This is a genomic window from Albidovulum sp., assembly GCF_008933605.1.
GTDB lineage: Bacteria > Pseudomonadota > Alphaproteobacteria > Rhodobacterales > Rhodobacteraceae > Albidovulum.
On record NZ_WBUS01000023.1, the window covers coordinates 13,272 to 31,588 of the forward strand.

Annotated in this window: 15 protein-coding genes; 5 read left to right on the plus strand and 10 right to left on the minus strand. The window is 67.7% G+C overall.

What is annotated here, in order from left to right; all coding sequences use genetic code 11:
* Positions 1 to 187 precede the first annotated feature (187 nt).
* Genes F9K34_RS05225 through F9K34_RS05235 form a run of 3 tightly spaced genes read right to left on the minus strand, consistent with a single transcriptional unit; the run spans position 188 to position 2,074 of the window.
* The gene (locus F9K34_RS05225) at positions 188 to 1,156 is read right to left on the minus strand and encodes a DUF3618 domain-containing protein (RefSeq protein WP_291335850.1); all 969 of its coding nucleotides are present in this window, start codon (positions 1,154 to 1,156) and stop codon (positions 188 to 190) included.
* Positions 1,140 to 1,553 carry a phage holin family protein gene (locus F9K34_RS05230; protein ID WP_291335851.1) on the minus strand — a complete coding sequence of 138 codons (414 nt, stop codon included), beginning with the start codon at positions 1,551 to 1,553 and terminating at the stop codon, positions 1,140 to 1,142. The genes F9K34_RS05225 and F9K34_RS05230 overlap by 17 nt, the downstream gene beginning before the upstream one ends.
* On the minus strand, positions 1,550 to 2,074 hold the full coding sequence (locus tag F9K34_RS05235) for a hypothetical protein (RefSeq protein WP_291335852.1): 525 nt from the start codon (positions 2,072 to 2,074) through the stop codon (positions 1,550 to 1,552). Before F9K34_RS05235 ends, F9K34_RS05230 begins: the two co-directional genes overlap by 4 nt.
* A gap of 242 nt (positions 2,075 to 2,316) precedes the next feature.
* Between F9K34_RS05235 and F9K34_RS05240 the strand changes: the two genes are divergently transcribed.
* Positions 2,317 to 2,490, plus strand: coding sequence for a DUF1328 domain-containing protein (locus F9K34_RS05240; RefSeq protein ID WP_291335853.1), 174 nt, complete (start codon positions 2,317 to 2,319; stop codon positions 2,488 to 2,490).
* A gap of 237 nt (positions 2,491 to 2,727) precedes the next feature.
* Here F9K34_RS05240 and F9K34_RS05245 read toward each other — a convergent pair whose 3' ends face one another.
* Positions 2,728 to 3,618, minus strand: a complete 891-nt coding sequence (locus F9K34_RS05245) for a PRC-barrel domain-containing protein (protein ID WP_291335854.1) — start codon at positions 3,616 to 3,618, stop codon at positions 2,728 to 2,730.
* 258 nt (positions 3,619 to 3,876) lie between these two features.
* Between F9K34_RS05245 and F9K34_RS05250 the strand changes: the two genes are divergently transcribed.
* From F9K34_RS05250 to F9K34_RS05260, 3 genes are all read left to right on the plus strand, one after another.
* Positions 3,877 to 4,365: a hypothetical protein gene (locus F9K34_RS05250; protein WP_291335855.1), complete on the plus strand. Its 489-nt coding sequence runs from the start codon at positions 3,877 to 3,879 to the stop codon at positions 4,363 to 4,365.
* A 478-nt stretch (positions 4,366 to 4,843) separates the two neighbouring features.
* On the plus strand, positions 4,844 to 6,577 hold the full coding sequence (locus tag F9K34_RS05255) for a PHA/PHB synthase family protein (protein ID WP_291335856.1): 1,734 nt from the start codon (positions 4,844 to 4,846) through the stop codon (positions 6,575 to 6,577).
* A gap of 27 nt (positions 6,578 to 6,604) precedes the next feature.
* Positions 6,605 to 7,711, plus strand: coding sequence for a bifunctional enoyl-CoA hydratase/phosphate acetyltransferase (locus F9K34_RS05260; RefSeq protein ID WP_291335857.1), 1,107 nt, complete (start codon positions 6,605 to 6,607; stop codon positions 7,709 to 7,711).
* Here F9K34_RS05260 and F9K34_RS05265 read toward each other — a convergent pair.
* Both F9K34_RS05265 and F9K34_RS05270 read right to left on the minus strand, forming a co-directional pair.
* A complete protein-coding gene (locus tag F9K34_RS05265; protein WP_291335858.1) occupies positions 7,648 to 10,308 on the minus strand; it encodes a cation-translocating P-type ATPase in 2,661 nt (886 codons plus the stop codon). The two genes, F9K34_RS05260 and F9K34_RS05265, sit on opposite strands and share 64 nt — an antisense overlap.
* 94 nt (positions 10,309 to 10,402) lie before the next feature.
* The gene (locus tag F9K34_RS05270) at positions 10,403 to 10,837 is read right to left on the minus strand and encodes a hypothetical protein (protein WP_291335859.1); all 435 of its coding nucleotides are present in this window, start codon (positions 10,835 to 10,837) and stop codon (positions 10,403 to 10,405) included.
* Positions 10,838 to 10,995: 158 nt separating this feature from the next.
* On the opposite strand from F9K34_RS05270, the gene rlmN reads away from it, so the two are divergent.
* Positions 10,996 to 12,192 (plus strand): 23S rRNA (adenine(2503)-C(2))-methyltransferase RlmN, encoded by a 1,197-nt coding sequence (gene rlmN, locus F9K34_RS05275; RefSeq protein WP_291335860.1) that lies wholly within the window; start codon positions 10,996 to 10,998, stop codon positions 12,190 to 12,192.
* Between the two features lies 1 nt (position 12,193).
* On the opposite strand, the gene F9K34_RS05280 is transcribed toward rlmN, so the two are convergent.
* From F9K34_RS05280 to F9K34_RS05295, 4 genes are all read right to left on the minus strand, one after another.
* On the minus strand, positions 12,194 to 14,203 hold the full coding sequence (locus F9K34_RS05280; RefSeq protein ID WP_291335861.1) for a hydantoinase/oxoprolinase family protein: 2,010 nt from the start codon (positions 14,201 to 14,203) through the stop codon (positions 12,194 to 12,196).
* Positions 14,204 to 14,212: 9 nt separating this feature from the next.
* Complete coding sequence (locus tag F9K34_RS05285; RefSeq protein WP_291335862.1) at positions 14,213 to 15,835, minus strand: GMC family oxidoreductase; 1,623 nt, start codon at positions 15,833 to 15,835, stop codon at positions 14,213 to 14,215.
* Positions 15,836 to 15,919: 84 nt separating this feature from the next.
* Positions 15,920 to 16,819: an NAD(P)-dependent oxidoreductase gene (locus tag F9K34_RS05290; RefSeq protein ID WP_291335863.1), complete on the minus strand. Its 900-nt coding sequence runs from the start codon at positions 16,817 to 16,819 to the stop codon at positions 15,920 to 15,922.
* A 28-nt stretch (positions 16,820 to 16,847) separates the two neighbouring features.
* Positions 16,848 to 18,317, minus strand: a 1,470-nt coding sequence (locus tag F9K34_RS05295; RefSeq protein ID WP_291335864.1) for a trimethylamine methyltransferase family protein, incomplete at its 5' end; no start/stop codon positions are given.

The following is an 18,317-nucleotide window of genomic DNA, read 5'->3' on the forward strand; positions in this document are numbered from 1 at the left end:
GCGCCCTCCCCCAGCTGCTGGGGGAGGGCGTCTTCTTTTTCGCGCAAGCGGCACTCGGTGCCGGGCTCCAAGCTCGCACAGGAAGGCCGGCAGGGACGCTCAACCTGCCGACCTCTCTCTGTGTCCTGCCTGTCGGGACCAGCGGGCGGCCGGACATGGCCGTCGCGTGTCACGGCGCGCCGGACGGTCAGGTCCGTTGCCCCGGGCTCGGCGTCCGCGCGGCCTCCGACTCGGCCCGCTCCTTCACGCGGGCGACCACGTCGGCGGCGCCTTCCGCGACGGCGCCCCGGGCTTCCTGAGCGGCGACCTTGAGTTCGTCCGTGACTCCGCCCGCGACGCGCGAGATCCGTTCGCGCTCTTCCCGGAGGAGGTTCGCGGCAGCCGCCATGAGACGGTCGCTCTCGCACCCGAAGGTGCGATCCTCGGCGCGCGTCCGCGGCAGGGCGGCTGCGACGGCGGCACCTACAGCCAGGGCCACAGCCCCGGCGACGAGGGGATGCTCGTTGATCATCCGCTCCACCTCGCGGCTGCCGGCACGCACGGTCTTGTCGAGCTTCAGACGCGCGGCATAGGCGGATTCGCGTGCCTTCACGATCTTCTCGCGCGCTGAGGCGGAAAGGTCGTCGAGCCCTTCGCTCATGGCTTCGCGCATGTCGTCGGTAAAGGCCGCGAGCAGCTTGTTCCGCTCCGCCGCGACGTTGCGGACGGCCCCGGCATGGCCACGCGCGTCCCGCTCCAGGCGGCGCAGGGCGGCCGACGCCCGATGGCGCAGCACGTCGATCCGGTGGGCCCAACGGCCCTCCGCCGGATCGACCGACGCAAGGGCGGGTTCGAAGCCCTCTGGAAGCGGGTTTCCGCCTTCGTCCTCCCACCGGTCGATCGCGGCGGGCAGGGTCGTTATTGCGACCCTGCGCCCGCCGAAGATCAGCCAGGCGAGCCCGACGCCCGTCAGCGCCAGCGCCACCGGATTGGCGCGCACCGCCCGGTCGATCGACTGCGTGTAGGCGGCGGCGTTCGTCTTGATCATCCCGAGGGCCTCGCGGGCGAGCGAGTCGGTCGAGAAGCGATCCTGGAGTTCTTCCAGGGCGGAGCCCAGGGCGTTGCGCTCGCGCTCGAGGTTCTTTTCGATCTCGCGGGGATCAGCGTGATGGGTCATTGAATGTCTCCTTGATCTGTTCCGCATCGCGACGGACGTTCCTGACCGTGCGGCGCGGGATGAGGTTTGTCCTTTCGAAGGCACCGAGCCCCTCGTGCACGAGGAGCGCGGCGAACAGGACTGCGGTGCCACCCACGGTCACCGCAGCCCAAACGAACGAGAGGCCCATGCTCACGAGCGCGGCAACGGCCGCATCGGCGAGCTGGCTCAGCCCGACCACGGCAAGCACCGCCGCCCCGGCGATCATCAGAACGCCGGAGATCACGTGGCGGGCGTTCTCGGCCATTTCCGCCTTGGCGAGGGCGACTTCGCCTCGGACCAGTGCGGTGACATGACGCACAACGTCCGAAAAGAGGCTCGACGTCGGCCGTGACCCGCGTTCCGTGCGCACGGTCACGCCCCGTCCTGGTCGGTGTGAAGCTGGCTGACCATGTCGCCAAGGCTGCGCGATGCGCCGTCACGATCCGCCATCGACGGCGTTGCATGTCGCGGCGCGGCGGTGGCACGTTGGAACCTTGCGAGCGCGAATCCAGCGAGGGCAGCCCCGCCGACAAAGGCGCCCGGGTTGCGGCGCGCGAAGGCCTCGGTCTCGGCGAGGAGCGCGGGCAGGCTGTGCCGTCGCAGATCCTGCGCGAGGTCCGACGCGCCTCCGGCGATGATGCCGAGCATGCGGCCGCGCAGCGATCCAGTCTCCTCGGCGGCCTGCGCGCACAATCTCGCGGCGGCGTCGCGCGCCTTGTCGGCGATGAAATCCCGCCCGGCATCGGCCTGCGCCCTGAGTTCGCTCATCACTTTTTCCCTCGCGGATCCGAGGACCGCCCGGGCCTCTTTCTGGGTGGCCTCGATCGCATCCGCGCCGGCAGCTTTCAGGGTGCTTGCGGCGTCTTCGACCGTCTCGCGGATCTTGTCCTGTGCCACGTCGACCTCCTGTCATGGATATGGACTGCCCCGTCTCGGCCTGAGAAGCCAACGGGATCTGGGGACAGAACGCGGCCCGTCTCGCGCCAGTTCCCACCGCGGGCACAATCGGGCCTCGCTCGGCGGATTCGACCCCGGTGTGCAGGATCGCGGACGGCGCGCTCCAGGGCAGGGAACCACGTGCCTGCCGCCGGCGTTAACCCGGCACACAAGGACAAGGTCCACAGCGAAGGAGAAAGACCATGCTCGGTTGGGCTGTTACGTTCCTCGTCATCGCGCTGATCGCGGCGGCACTCGGCTTCAGCGGTATCGCAGGCGCCTCTGCGGGCATCGCGCAGGTGCTTTTCGTGATCTTCCTCATCCTGTTCGTGGTGGCGATGATCGCACGGGCGATGCGGGGCAACCCCCCGCTCTGACGGATCGGGAAGCGACGCCGCCGCGGTATCGACAACTTCCCCTTGGTTGCGCGGCGCGGGGAGGGCCGGGATCGAAGGATCCCGGCCCTTTCTCGTGCGGCAAGGGACCGCAACGGCGCGTCGCACCCGCCGGCATGTCATGGCCGAACGGAAAAGAAAATGCGGCCCGCCGGATCACCGGCGGGCCGCATTCCCTCTGGCGGCCGGGGATGGGTACCCGACCGCCATGAGCCGAAGTCACTTGTCGTAGGTCGGCAGGGCTTCGAGCTGTTCCCTTGTCATCGGCACGTAGACACGCACTTCGCCACCCTCGCCCTTGCGCAGGATATCCACCTCGTTCATCGCGAGCTTCACGGGCTTCTCGCCGATGCCGAGGAACCCGCCGACATCGATGACGGCATCAGTCAGCTTGCCCTGCTCGTCGACGATGAGTTCGGAGAGCTCGCCGATCCATTCGTCGTTGGCGTCGTAGGCAGCGGCACCGGTGAGCATTTCGGTGGTGAGGTCGGCCGCGGCAAGGGCCGCGTATCCGTCACGGCTGATGGGCTCTCGGGTCATTGCCTCGGCCGTTGCATCGGCCGTGGTTCCGGTCGCGGCGGCGGAAGCGTCGCTCGCTTCGGCGGCCGTCTCGCCGGCGGCTTCGGTCGCGGTGTCCGCCGCTGCCGCGGCCTGGTCGGTCGCCTCGCCGTCACCGGTCATCGGTGCCTCGGTCCACGAGTATTCGGGCGCGCCTTCCAGCGTCGCGCGCGCCGCGTTGATGATCAGGAAGTAGTCGGCCTCGTCGTCCGCCGTCGCATTGTCGGCGACGAAGCGCACCGCATCCATGTCGACAGCCACCTGCCGCTCGCCGATGCCGAGGAATCCGCCAATGTCGACGAGTACGGCCTCGACCTTGCCGTCTCGGGTCAGAACCACGTCGTTGATCTCGCCGATGTCTTCCCATCCGTCCTGGATGCCGTCGAACGCATCGCCGTCCACGGCGGCTTCGGACGCATAAACGCGCTTGCCGATGAACTCGCTGGCATGGACTTCCAGGGGATCGCTTTCAGCGCGGAACACGCTGTCCTGCGCCATGGCGGCAGTGCCGATCAGGGTCGCCAGGGCGGTCGAAATCATGAGCCGTTTCATGCTTGGTCTCCGTTTTCTGGTTTGGTGACGCGCCGAAGCGCATGGTTGGCAAACGTGACGCCAACGTGTCGGTTCCGGCCCTCCGCGGGCGCTTCCTCGCGCCTTGCGGGAATGTGCTCTTTGTCCCGGGGGAAACCGGCGAAGCTCCGCCTGAACAGGCCCGCCCAGGGAACCGGACATCCGTTTCCGCGTTTGGGAATGGATCGGCCGGCGCGCGCCCTGCCGAAAACCCTCGATAGAAAACGAAAGGAAAACAAGATGATGAAGATCAAAACCCTCGGTATTGCCGCCAGCTTCGCATTCATTTCGGTATTTCCTGCACTCTCGGAAACGAGAGTGCGCGAGGTGGAGGTGACGGCGGACATGACGGCGATCCAGAACGAGAAGGCGGCGGCGCACTGGGCGACACTCGCGGACGATCTCGAGAATGCGATCGTCGCGGATCTGGTCGGCAAGACCGGCGAGGAGGGTGCAAAGATCCTCGTCGACATCGACGAAGTGGAGCTTGCCAACACCTACCAGGAGCTCACCGGCGCTGCCGAGTCGCGGCTTGTCGGCGATGTCGCGGTCACGCATGACAGCGACAACACCAAGTTCGATGCCTACACGCTGACCGTGACGTTCAAGGAGGCGAGCCCGTTCGTGCCGCAGGGCATCGACCCCGCCAAGCTCACGGCCGACAGCCAGGAATACTACGACGCGATGATCAAGGCGTTCGCCGACCACATCGTTCGCAAGCTCGACTGACGGTCCGGCAGGAGGCTGTCTTTCACCCCGGGTCGAATGACCCGGGGATCACTTTTTTAAGAAAGAGCCCCCGGCGGTCTGAAACGGACGCACCGGGGGAGGAGAAGGCGATGGGGACGAGCCTTCAAGTTGGTCGGTGAACACGAGGGAACATGTCTGGCAGAACCGACACGTCCTGAACGCGCTGCGATCGGTCCGGTTCCGGCAACTGCGAGAAATTTTCGTCGAGGGACCCGGGACAGTGCGACGACGTTGGGGATGGCCTTCGGCCCCAAGATGCGGCACGACGGATTGACTTGCATCATCGTCCGGACATGTCCCTATGGGGTAAGGGAGCCTGGACCGCAGAGCGACGGAGAGGTGACACATGGCATCGCCGACTGCAACGGCACGCAAGAAGGCGGATCGGCCATCTCCCGCTGCAAAGGCCCCCGTCCGGGAACCCAGGTGCCTGTCCGACGCGGGGTCTGCGGCTGCGATGGCCGCCGCCGACACCTTGTTCCAGGATCTCGACATGGGTCTGACGGCGCAGGTGGCGCGTTTCACGGCGGGCCTGTCGCCGATCGCGCTTGCGGGCGCATGGTCGGACTGGGCGATGCACCTGGCGACGTCGCCCGGCAAGCAGGGGCAGCTTGTCGTGAAAGCCGGGCAGAAGGTGCAGCGGCTCGCCTCCTTCCTTTCGTCCTGTGCGTTCCGGCCCGACGCGCCGGAGACCTGCATCCGGCCGCTGCCGCAGGATCGCCGCTTCGATCACCCCGGCTGGAGGACGTGGCCCTACAACGTCCTCTCGCAGTCCTTCCTGCTGACGCAGCAGTGGTGGCACAACGCCACGACAGACGTCCGCGGCGTGACTCACCAGCACGAGAACGCCGTCGAATTCGCGTCCCGCCAGGTGCTTGATGTGTTCTCGCCGTCAAACTTCGCCTGGACCAATCCCGAGGTCGTGCAGCGCACCGTCGCAACGGGCGGCATGAACCTTGTTCGCGGCTGGCAGAATTTCCTGTCCGACTGGCATCGGCAAGTGACCGGCGCGCCGCCCGAAGGGGCCGAAAATTTCACTCCGGGAGAGGCAGTGGCGGTCACCCCAGGCAAGGTCGTCTATCGCAACCGGCTGGTCGAACTGATCCAGTACGACCCGGTGACGGAAAAGGTCCGTCCGGAACCCGTGCTGATCGTCCCGGCCTGGATCATGAAGTACTATATCCTCGACCTGTCTCCCGCGAATTCGCTCGTACGATACCTGACGGAGCAAGGTTTCACCGTCTTCATGATCTCCTGGAAGAACCCCGATGCCGAGGATCGCACCCTCGGGATGGACGATTACCTCAAGCTCGGTATGCTGGCGTCCGTCGACGCGGTCGCTGCCATCACCGGCGAGCCGCACCTTCACGCGATCGGCTACTGTCTCGGCGGTACGCTCCTGTCCATCGCGGCGGCGGCCATGTCGCGCGACGGCGACGACCGGGTCGCGACCCTGACGCTCCTGGCCGCCCAGACGGACTTCACCGAGGCCGGAGAACTCACGCTCTTCATCAACGAAAGCGAGATCAAGTTCCTCGAAGACATGATGTGGCAGAAGGGCTACCTGGATACCCAGCAGATGGCCGGCGCGTTTCAGATCCTGAGGTCGAACGACCTAGTCTGGTCACGCATGATCCGCCAGTACCTCATGGGCGAGGCCCCGCACATGAACGACCTCATGGCCTGGAACGCGGATGCGACGCGGATGCCCTACCGGATGCATTCGGAATACCTGCACCGGCTCTTCCTGCACAACGATCTCGCGGAGGGACGCTACGAGGTGGACGGCAAGCCCGTTGTCCTGTCGGACATCCGGGTACCGGTCTTCCTGGTGGGAACCGAGCGTGACCACGTCGCGCCGTGGCGATCGGTCTACAAGTTCCACCTGACCGCGGACACCGACGTGACGTTCCTGCTGACCAACGGCGGACACAACGCCGGCATCGTCTCGGAACCCGGCCACCCGCACCGTCGCTACCGCATGTTTCACGCGTCCCGCGACGACACCTATGTTGATCCTGGCCGTTTCATGGAGACCGCGCCGCTGCGTGACGGCTCCTGGTGGCCTGCGCTCGTGGCCTGGCTGAACGACCACTCCGGCGTGCCGGTCGGCCCGCCGCGGATGGGTGCGCCGGATGCCGGATATGCGCCGATCTGCCCCGCACCCGGAACCTATGTCTTCGGGCGCTGAACCTGCTACAGCAAGAGGCCAGATCCGATGAAGCCGACCGACCGCCAGCCGCCGAGAGGCCTTTCCATAGGAGACCGGGTCAGCCTGAGCGGCCGCGTCGTGCGCGTGGAGGACGCGCAAGGGCGTGTCACGCTCGACCTCGCGGAGGGTGACGTCGGAGGCATACCGGATGCCCCGCACGAAAAGGCGGCCCGATTCCACGCGCTGATCGCCGTGGCCGCCGAACTTCCGCCCGCCCGCACCGCGGTGGTCCATCCGTGCGATGCGCTTTCCCTGACCGGTGCGCTGGACGCGGCCGCAAAGGGCATGATCGTGCCCATTCTGGTTGGCCCGCGCTCAAAGATCGAGGCCGCCGCTCATGAGACGAGCGCGAGCCTGGGCGGAATCGAGATCTGCGATGCCCCCCACAGCCATGCCGCCGCCGAGCGCGCGGTCGCGCTGGTCCGCGAGGGCAGGGCCGAGGTACTGATGAAGGGAAAGCTGCATACCGACGAGCTGATGGCGCCAGTCGTCGACGCCGGTACCGGCCTGAGGACGGAACGGCGGATGAGCCATATCTTCGCGCTCGACGTGCCGCAGCATCCGAAACTTCTCTTCATTACCGACGCGGCAATAAACATCTTCCCCGACCTGGAGACGAAGCGCGACATTGTGCAGAACGCCATCGACCTCGCCCAAGCGCTGGGCGTCGCGCTGCCCAAGGTCGCGCTGCTTTCGGCTGTGGAAACGGTCTACCCCAAGATACCGTCCACGATCGAGGCGGCGGCGCTTTGCAAGATGCTCGACCGGGGCCAGATCACGGGTGGACTGCTCGACGGGCCGCTCGGGATCGACAACGCCATCTCGCGCGAAGCCGCGGAAGCGAAAGGCATCCGTTCCGAAGTCGCCGGAGACGCCGATATCCTTGTCGCCCCCGACCTCGAAGCCGGCAACATGATCGCCAAGCAGCTCGTGTACCTTGCCGCAGCCGAGGCGGCGGGGATTGTCCTTGGCGCCCGCGTTCCGATCATCCTGACGAGCCGCGCCGACAGCGTCCTCGCCCGCCTGGCCTCAACGGCAATGGCACGGATCTATGCGGCGCGCCGGCGGCCGCCTGGGTGGTCGCGATCCGACGCCCGCCCCGGCCGGTCGTAGACCCCGAGGGCGACGAGACCCTGACCGAGCGCAAGGGGCACGAGGCTCATGCCGAAGGCGAGGATCAGCCCCGCCTTTCCCGGGTGTGGCAGGTCGAGCACCAGAGCCAGTTCCGGCAGGGCGAGCGCAACAGCAAGGAGCCCCGTGCAGAGCGCAATCGCAGCCCAGACAAAGGGATTCCGCGCCACGTCGCTCTGGAGGAATCCGCTCCGGCCGGTGCGCACGTTGAAGACGTTCCAGAGCTGGGCGAGCGCAAGCGTGAGGAATGCCACGGTGATCGCCTGGTCGCCCGGCAGTGCGAGCCGGCCGAGCGCCAGCCAGAAAGCACCAAGCGTCGCCGCCGTGATGATGATGCCGAGCAGGGCGATCCTCACCCACTCGGGCCGACCGACGACAGGTTCCGCCGGGTCGCGCGGCGGCCGCTGCATGACGCCTGCGTCCCCCCGGCCAAGGCCCAGAGCGAACGCGGGAAAGACGTCCGTCACGAGGTTGAGAAAGAGGATCTGCAGCGGCAAGAGCGGTGGCGGCAGGCCGGCACCGACGGCGATCCCGACCACGAGGATCTCAGACACGTTGCAGGACATCAGGTAGATTACGAAGCGGCGGATGTTGTCGAAGATGACCCGGCCCTGGTGCATGGCCAGGATGATCGTGGCGAAGGCATCGTCCTTCAGGATCATGTCCGCCGCCTCGCGCGCCACGTCCGTTCCGCGCCGGCCCATGGCGATCCCGATATGGGCCTTGCGCAGGGCCGGCGCGTCGTTCACCCCGTCGCCGGTCATGGCGACGACGTGCCCGGCGTCCTGGAACAGCTTGACCAGCGACAGCTTCGTCTCGGGTGCGACACGTGCGAAGATGTCGGCGTCCGCGATGCGGCGGAGTGCCGATTCCTCGGCCGTTCCCGCGTCGAGCGCGCCGAGCGCATGACCCTCGACCACGCGCGGCTCGTCGCCGCCGATCCCGGCGTCGCGGGCGATGGCCGCGGCGGTGTCGGCGTGATCCCCCGTCAGCATGACGACACGGACACCGGCACGCTGGCTTGCGCGGATCGCCCCGGGGACGTCGGCCCTGAGCGGGTCGCGCAGGCAGGCAATGCCGACGAACGTCAGGCCGGTGTAGGGCGGCTCGGTCGCCGTTGCGGCCCTTTTCATGGCGAGCCCGATCAGCCGCAGCCCTCCGGCTGCCGCTTCGGTCTGCCGCCGGGCCCAGTCCGACCGGCGGGCCTTGTCGAGCGGGCGCGTTGCCCGGCCATCCCATTCGCAGTCGGCGGCGGCGAGCACATGTTCCGGTGCGCCCTTCACGGCGTAGAGATAGCCGTCACCATCGCGGTGAACCGTCGCCATCATCTTCTGCACCGGATCGAACGCATGCTCGCGAACCTCGGGATACCGGTCCGCCAGGGCGGACCTGTCGATCCCGACCTGGCGGGCGGCGTCGAGGAGCGCGAGTTCCATTGGATCGCCGCTCTGCCCACCCGAACGTCCGTCGCCGGGCTCCGCCGTCGTGCAGAGCGCGCCGAGGCGGAACGCCAGTTCCGGACCTTCCTCCGGCGCGCGGCCGGGAATGACGCTCACGCCGCTCTCCGGCAGAAGAAGACGCACGACCGTCATCTCGTTCTCGGTGAGCGTGCCGGTCTTGTCGGTCAGGATCACGGTGGTGGCGCCGAGCGTTTCGACCGAGGCAAGGTTTCTGATGACGGCGTTGCGCGCCGCCATGCGCCACATGCCCCGCGCCAGGCAGAGCGTCGCGACCACAGGCAGGCCTTCGGGCACCGCGGCGACCGCGAGGGCGACGCCGGTCTTGATCATATCGGTAACGGGATGGCCGTGGGCGACCCCGCCGGCGACCATGGCCACGGCGAGCGCCAGCATCAGCCAGACAAGCCTATGCGCGAGCCGGTCAAGCCTTCGTTCAAGGAGTGACTCGGCCTCGCCTGCGGCCTCGGTCAGCGCGCTGATGCGGCCGATCTCCGTAGCCATTCCTGTCGCGGTGACGAGACCCTCGCCGGTGCCCTTGGTGATCGCGGTGCCCTTGAAGACCATCCCGACCCGGTCGCCGACGGGGGCATCGGCCGCGACCGGATCTGTCGCCTTCGCGACCGGGACCGGTTCCCCGGTGAGGACCGATTCATTGCTTTCCAGGTTCGATGCCCGGACAAGCCGCAGATCGGCGGTAACGATGTCCCCCGCCTCCAGGATGACCAGATCGCCCGGAACGACTTTGCCGGCATCGACCTTTCGGTTCCGCCCATCCCGTCGCACAAGTGTACGCACCTGCGCGATCCGGCGCAGAGACACCATCGACCGGACGGCGCGCAGTTCCGTACCGAAACCGATCGCCGCATTGATGGCAAGCACCGCCAGGATTGCGCCGCCCTCGACAAGGTCGCCGAGCAGGAAGGAAAATCCGGCCGCCCCGGCCAGAAGCCAGACAAGCATGCTTCTGAACTGGTGCCCGAGGATGTCCTGCCAGCGCTTGCGCCGATGGACCCGCAGACGGTTCGGCCCGAAGGAGGCCAACCTCTTGCGCGCCTCGTCGTCGGAAAGGCCGCGCAGGATGTCCGCACCGAGTGACCGGGCAATCCCGGACACGGGCATTGCATGCGGGGAGCAGATTGTTTCGTCCGACATCGCCCGCCCAGTCTACAGGCCCCACCCGCCGAGGCGAACCGTCCTTCCCGCGAATCGCGCGTCAGACCGGCGTCGCGTGACGAGAATGAAGCTCCGCGCCCTCGCGCTGCAACTCGTCCAGCGTTTCGGCGCCGGCCGTGACCTCGCCGGTCACGAAGTGGCCTGCGCACCGGCCCCACATGTCAACCCATTCCCGGACATCCTCGGCCATCCGCTCGGCCGACTGGGCCTGCCAGTCCCGGAACGCCTGAAGCGCGGCAAGCGCGTCGGTCGGGTTCGCCTCGGCCGCTTCCTCGCAGGCTTTCAGCGCAGCCTTCGTCGCCGCGTGCCGGCGTGCGAACCAATGACGCGCAAAAGCCTCGGCCTCGGCGAGAATCTTGTCCTGCGCCTTCCAGAACTGCTTCATCTGGGGTGTCGTCAGGGCGGCGGCCGGCTGGGGTACCGCCGTGAACATCTGCGTTGCGTCACCGGCCTGGGAAGTCTTGCCGCGAGCCATGCGTGCCTCCATCCATCAATAACCCTGCGACGCTGCCACGGATCGCCGGCAGGCGCCTTGACGTGGGTCAATCGCCACCTGCCGGCCTCCGCAGGCGGGCTGTTCCGTTTTGTGGTGCGATGGACTATATGACCTGTCTTGCACAGACGGACCGCCCGATGACCGACCAGAGCCCTAGCGCGCCGATCACCCAGGATGTGATGACGATTCCCCGCCGCCTTCCCGAAGGCGGGCGGGTGAACCTTGTCGGGCTGACCCGCGAGCAGTTCCGCGACGCGCTCATCGCGGCGGGCACACCCGAGAAACAGGCCCGGATGCGCGTGGGCCAGATCTGGCAGTGGATCTACCATTGGGGCGTGCGCGACTTCGCCGCCATGACCAATCTTGCAAAGGATTACCGCGCACTTCTCGCGGACAGGTTCGAGATCGCGCTGCCGGAGGTGGTGACGCGCCAGGTGTCGGCAGACGGGACGCGCAAGTATCTTCTGCGCATCGCCGGCGGGCACGAGGTGGAAACCGTCTACATCCCCGAGGAGAACCGCGGCACGCTCTGCATCTCCTCCCAGGTCGGCTGCACGCTGACCTGCTCCTTCTGCCACACCGGCACGCAGAAGCTCGTCCGCAACCTCACGGCGGGCGAGATCGTGGGCCAGGTCATGGTGGCGCGCGACGACCTTGGCGAGTGGCCGGTGCCCGGCGCGCCGAAGGACGAGACGCGGCTGGTCTCCAACGTCGTGCTCATGGGCATGGGCGAGCCGCTCTACAACTTAGAGAACGTCCGCGACGCGATGAAGGTGGTGATGGACGGCGAGGGGCTCTCGCTGTCCCGCCGGCGTATCACCCTCTCAACTTCGGGCGTCGTGCCGGAAATCACCCGGGCGGCGGAGGAGATCGGCTGTCTGCTCGCCGTGTCGTTCCATGCGACCACGGACGAGGTGCGCGACCGTCTGGTTCCGATCAACAAGCGCTGGAACATCGAGACGCTTCTGGCAGCGCTCAGGGACTATCCGCGCCTGTCGAACTCCGAACGCATCACGTTCGAGTATGTCATGCTGAAGGATGTGAACGACAGCGACGCGGATGCAAGGCGGCTGGTGAAGCTGATCGCCGGCATCCCGGCCAAGATCAACCTCATTCCCTTCAACGAATGGCCCGGCGCGCCCTATGAGCGCAGCGACTGGCAGCGCATCGAGGCCTTCGCCGACATCGTCCACAAGGCCGGCTATGCCAGCCCGATCCGCACGCCGCGCGGCGAGGACATCATGGCCGCCTGCGGACAGCTCAAATCCGCGACGGAGCGCGCGCGCAAGAGCCGGGCGTCGATCGCGGCGGAAGCGGGGCTGCCGCGGCCCTGACCTAGCCCGTCGCGATCCGCGGCCGGCCCTTCGCCGTGACGCGCAGCCGGGCCTCGATGAACATAGGGCTGCCCTCGATCTCGATTTCGGAAAGCGTACGGTCTGTCACCAGCCGGATCTCCTCCACCCCGGCGCGCCGGGCACGGTCGGATGCCGCTTTGGACAGGGCCTGTTCCAGCGCGAAAAGGGCCTGATCGCGCTCGGCGAAGCGCTCCGGGCCGTCCGGCGTGTGCGCGACAAACGTCCCTGCGGCGGGGCTCGTCACCGTGCCTTCCACATGCATGGTGACCTGCCCCACGACAGCGCCGATGGCGTTCGCGACACCGGCATAGTCGGGCAGGATCATCCGTGCGTGAAGCCGCTCGCCCACGGCACCATAGTAGGACAGCGCCGAGGCGCCGAGGCCGATGACCGGCACGCCAAGACGCGCCTCGATCCCCAGAACGCCGCAGTAGCCGTCCAGTCCGGCGCGCATCAGCGCGTGACGTGCGAGCACCTCGGGGGCCTCGCCCCAGTCGCGGCCATCCTCGGCGAAGGCAGCTTCGAGCAGGCAGTCGACCGTCTGCGCCGTCAGCCGGTCGATGATCGCCTGCGCGAGTTCTTCGGGTCCGGCAGCGATACGGTCGCCATGCCCGTTGCGGCGCTTGGCGAACAACGCCAGTGCCTTTCGCGCCGCGCCCGCATCCCAGCTTTCGAGCCGCCCCAGAACATGCGAGGCGTCCGAGGGCGTGACCCCGGAGATCATCGCAAGCCCGCGCGACACGAGCCGCATCAGGGCCGGAAGCTCCGGCCTTGTGCGGAGCGCGTCCGTCATCCTGAGGGGGCCCTCGGTCAGCCGCGCCACGACCGCAGCCTCGCGCGGGTCGAGTCCCTGCGGCGGCGTGCCATGCCACATCGGCAGGACGAAGCGGCCGTCATGCTCGCCGGTCGCCTCGCCTGCGAGCCAGCCGTCGAGGGCGTCGTGGACGAGCCCCGGCCAGTCGCGTGCCATGAGCGACACGGGCACCAGCCTTCGCGGCCCGAGACGCAGGTCCGTGACGAGCCCCTCCACCAGGTGCACTTCGCTGTCGCCGCCGAGCCCGGTGGTGCGCATCGCGACAGCTTCCACCATGGTGCGGAAGGCGCCGACCCGGGCACCCTCCGGGTCGATCGCGGGGCGGCCGTCGCGCAGGAGGCAGACATCCGTCGTGGTGCCTCCGATGTCGGAGACCAGCGCATCCCTCTCCCCGGTCAGCCAGCTTGCACCGGCGATGGAGGCGGCGGGGCCGGAAAGGATCGTCTCGATCGGCCGTTCGCGTGCGAGGGCCGCCGAGACGAGCGCGCCGTCGCCGCGGACGACCATGAGTGGCGCGCTTATTCCACGCCGGCCCATATGCGCCTCGCAGGCCGCGATCAGGCGGTCGATCATCCCGACCAGCCGGGCGTTCAGCACCGCCGTCAGCGCCCGGCGCGGTCCGTTCAGCCCGGCGGAAAGCTCATGTGAACAGGTGACCGGCAGGGCGGTGCGACGGCGGATCAGGTCACGAGCGGCGATCTCGTGGGCCGGGTTCCGGGTGGCGAAGCTCGCGGCCACCGCAAAGGCGGTCACGCCGGAAGGCAGGGAGGAGATTTCCGTCTCTAACCTTGCCAGATCGAGGGTGGTGACCTCCGTCCCCGCGTGGCTGTGACCGCCCGGGATCAGGATCACCGGATCGCCCTTCAGCGCCTCTTCGAGCCCCGCCCTGGCCAGTTCAGGTGCCGCGAAGCCGATGAACACCAGCGCCACCCGCCCGCCCTGTCCCTCGACCAGCGCGTTGGTGGCAAGCGTGGTCGAAAGCGACACCATGGCGATGGCGCCTGCAGGAACCCCGGACGCCTCCAGCGCCGCGTCGATGGCGCTTCCGACGCCTTTCGACAGGTCCGGCCGGGTCGTCAGCGACTTTACCGAGGCGACTACCCGATCCTCGCGCTCGTCGAGGATCACCGCGTCGGTATAGGTGCCGCCGGTATCGACGCCCAGGAGAAATGCCATCTGTAGACCTCAGCGCGCGTTCTTGAGGATTCGCTCGGCGCCGATCCAGCCGACGAGAATGCTCGGCGCATTCGTATTGCCACCGATCAGCGTTGGAAAGACCGAAGCGTCGCAGACCCTGAGGCCCTCGACCCCCCTCACCCGGAGATCCGGGTCGACCACCGAGGTAGCGGCGTCCCGCCCCATCCGCACGGTGCAGGACGGGTGATAGACCGTGCCGGAGCGCGCGCGGAAATCGGCGATGAGGTCGTCGTCCGACTGCGCCGACGGCCCGGGCCGAAGCTCCTCGGCGATCAGCGACCGGATCGGATCCTCGGCCGAGATCCGGCGCAATACCTTTACCGCGGCGAGCATCTCCGCCACGTCGGTGTCGGTCGAATAGGCGTTCGCGACGATCCTCGGATGCTCGAAGGGGTCAGCGCTCTTCAAGGTGATCTCGCCCCGGCTCGTCGGCCGGCAGTTGGAAAGCCCGATCGACAGGCCGGAAAACTGGTCGGGGGTCAGCAGCGGCCGCTCTCCGACCCTCGGAACGAGCGTGGAGAAGGCCTGGAAGTAGAGCTGCATGTTGGGGCGTGTCAGCCCCTGCGAGGTGCGGAAGAATCCGCCCGCGTGGTTGATCGACTTGGCAAGCGGTCCCGTGCCGGTCAGGAGGTATTTCATTCCGACCAGTGCCTTGCCCCACCAGGGCCGCAGGATGTCGTTGTAGGTAGGGACCCTCATGCGCCAGGTGTAGTTGAGCCCCTGATGATCGTTGAGGTTGCGGCCGACGTTCGGCGCTTCCGCGACTACCGCGATTCCATGCGCCTTGAGTTGCGCCGCCGGCCCGATACCCGAGAGCATCAGAAGATGCGGCGATCCGATGGCCCCGCCGGCGAGGATAACGTCGGATTCGGCTCTAACCCGGCCCGATCCGCCTTGCCTGCGGTACTCCACGCCCACGGCGCGGCGCCCCTCGAAGAGGACGCGCGTCACCTGTGCGTGGGTCAGCACCGTGACGTTCGGCCGCTTCATCGCCGGCCTGAGGAAGGCCCGCGCGGCTGAGTTCCGGCGCGCGTTGCGGATGGTCATCTGGTAGATGCCCACCCCTTCCTGCCGCGCGCCGTTGAAGTCCTCGTTGCGGGGCAGCCCCGCCGCCTCGGCCGATCTCAGGAAGGTCTCGACCAGCGGATGGAGGTCGCGCCGGTTGGCCGAGATGAACAGGGGCCCGCCCGTCCCGCGCCACTCGTCCTCGCCCCCCTCGTTGTCCTCGATGGCGCGATAGGCGGCGCGGGCGGCCTCCCATCCCCAGGCGGAACCGGCTTCCGCCTCCCAGTCGTCATAGTCGCTTGCGTGGCCGCGGATCCAGACCATGGCGTTGATGGAACTCGAGCCGCCGAGAACCTTTCCCCTCGGCCAGTGGTCGCGGTTCCCGGCCAGCCCCGGGTCGGGTTCCGTCGCGTAGAGCCAGTTCACCGCCGGGTCATAGAAGAGCTTGCCATATCCCAAGGGCATCTGGACGTAGAACCGCCGGTCGCTGCCGCCGGCCTCGATGACGAGAACCCGGTGACGGCCGTTCGCCGACAGCCGCTCGGCCAGCACACATCCCGCCGAACCCGCCCCCACGATCACGTAATCGAATGTCGCGCCGTCCACGTCGCTTCCCCGCCTCCCGCCTCTCCTTCCCATGCACGCGGCCGGACCGCCGCGCGTTTCGCGACAGCGGAGGTCGCTTGCCGGCTATTCCAGCCGCGCCGGGAACCCCGGTGCGCGCAGGTCCGTGCCGAGGAGGTCCTCCAGAAGCTTCGCGATCATCGGCGACTGCGCCTCACCGCCATAGGCCGCCTTCGCGGCGATGTAGGTCTGGTTCGTCATCGCGGCGAGGTCGAGCGGCACGCCGAATTCCCGCCCGAAGCCGAGCGCGAAGCCGAGGTCCTTCAGCGCGAGGTCGATGGAAAAGGCGATGTCGTAGGAGCCGTTGAGGATCAGCGCGCCCTCCGTCTCGTGCACGAAAGAATTGCCCGACGATGCCGCGATGGCGTGCCACGCCTGGCCGAGGTCGAGCCCGCCACGCTTCGCCAGCATCAATGCCTCGCCGCAGGCCTTGAGGTGGATGAAGGCAAGCATGTTGGTGATCACCTTGATGATCGCCGAGGAACCGAGAGGCCCCATGTGGAAGACGCGGTTGCCCATCGCCTCCATCGCCGGGCGGTGCAGATCGACAAGGTCCGCGTCGCCGCCCGGCAGCATCGTGATCTCTCCGCGCGCGGCCAGGTGGACCCCGCCGGTGACAGGGAGTTCGAGCATCCGCACGCCCGCGGCCTCGGCAATCTTCGCGAGCCTCAGAACGTCGTCCCGGCCGAGCGTGGACATCTCGATCCAGCTGGCACCGGGCTTCATCGCCGGCAGGATGGTCGCGAGGACCCTCTCCGACACCGCGGGCGAGGGCAGGCAGGTGATGACGTGATCGACGCGCGCGGCAAGATCGGCGGCACTGTCCGCCCACTCGGCCCCCATCCCGATCAAGCCCTCCGCCGCAGCGCGGTTGACGTCGCTCACGGTAAGATCGAAACCCGCCCGCAGAAGGCAGCCGGCGCAGTTCGCGCCAAGATTGCCAAGCCCGATGTAGCCGTAATGCATCGGCTCCTCTCCCGTTTCAGTCTCTGAGTCAGCGGAAATATATGTTGTAGTCGGACCTGATCGCGGCATCGATCTGCGGGTCGATCTGCATCCCGGCCTTATCCAGGATCTCATTCTTCCGCCGGATCGCCCGGTCGAGCAACTTGGGCCGGTCGGCCTCCGCCCACTCCTTCGGGCTCATCCGGTTGCCGAGCACCGGATAGACATACTCCGTCTGCATCAGTTTCAGCGTCTGGCCCGAGCCGAGGTAGTGGCCGGGCCCGCCAAGGCAGACCTCCTTCATCGCCTCGATGGAGGTGGAGTCCTCGGTCACGTCGATCCCGCGCACGCAGCGCAGGACCTGGCCGAGGATGTCGTCGCCGAGAACGAGGCTTTCCAGGCAGAAGCCGAGAAGCGAGGCGTGCATCCCCACGGCCTCATAGACCATGTTCAGCCCCGAAAGCCCGGCGAGGACGTTGGTGATGCCCTGCTCCCACCCCGCCTGCATGTCGGGCAACTTGGAATCGGTGATCCCCGCCGCCGCACCACCGGGCAGGTTGTAGAAGCGGTGCATCTGCGCACAGCCAGCCGTCAGCAGCGCCTGTTCCGCCGATCCGCCAGACATGGCGCCCGTGCGCAGGTCCGACACGAAAGGCCAGGTGCCGAAGATCGCCGGGTGCCCGGGCGCCATCGCGTTGACGTAGACGACACCGGCGAGGCACTCGGCCATTGCCTGCACGATGGCAAGCGCAATCGGCGCCGGCGCCGTGGCCCCCGCCTGCCCGGCACTGAGGAGCAGCACCGGCATGCCACCGCGGATACAATGCTCCATCGTGATGCAGCTTTCCTCGGCGAATTTCATCGGCGGCACGACGAAGCAGTTGGAGTTCGAGATGAACGGCCGCGCCCGCCACGCCGCCTCGCCCCCCGCGATGCGGTGGATCATGTCGAAGCAGGGCGCGACATGGGACGGGTCGCTGAACGAGGTGCCGACATGCTTCGTCGTCCCGGCGCAGCAGGCGTAGAGCGTGTTGAGGTCCATCTCCAGGTTGTCGGTCACGTCACGGCAGACCATGGCGCGCTGGAAGAAATGGACATTGTCGAGATTTTGGGTGATCCGCGCCGCGTCATAGAGGTCCTGCGCCGTGGAGTCGCGATAGGTGTTCGTCGCCAGATCGACGACATGCACTGCCGCGCCCGCCGTGCCGAAATGCACGTTGCTGCCCGTAAGGTGCAGGTCATGCTTCGGATCGCGTCCGAAAAGCGTGATGTCGCGCGCGGCGACCGAGAGCATGTCTTCCACCAGCGCACGGGGAAAGCGGATGCGGCCATCGTCGCCCTGCACGGCGCCGGCCCCCGTCAGGATTTCCACCCCCGATTTCGGGGCCTGGCTAAGCCCGATCACCTCCAAGGCGTCCAGCGCGGCGGCATGGATGCGCGCCATTCCCGCCTCGCTCAGCGGGCGGTACTGCCCACCCTGAAGCCCGGCCCGGATCGGTCTGAGCGCCTCGTCCAGAGG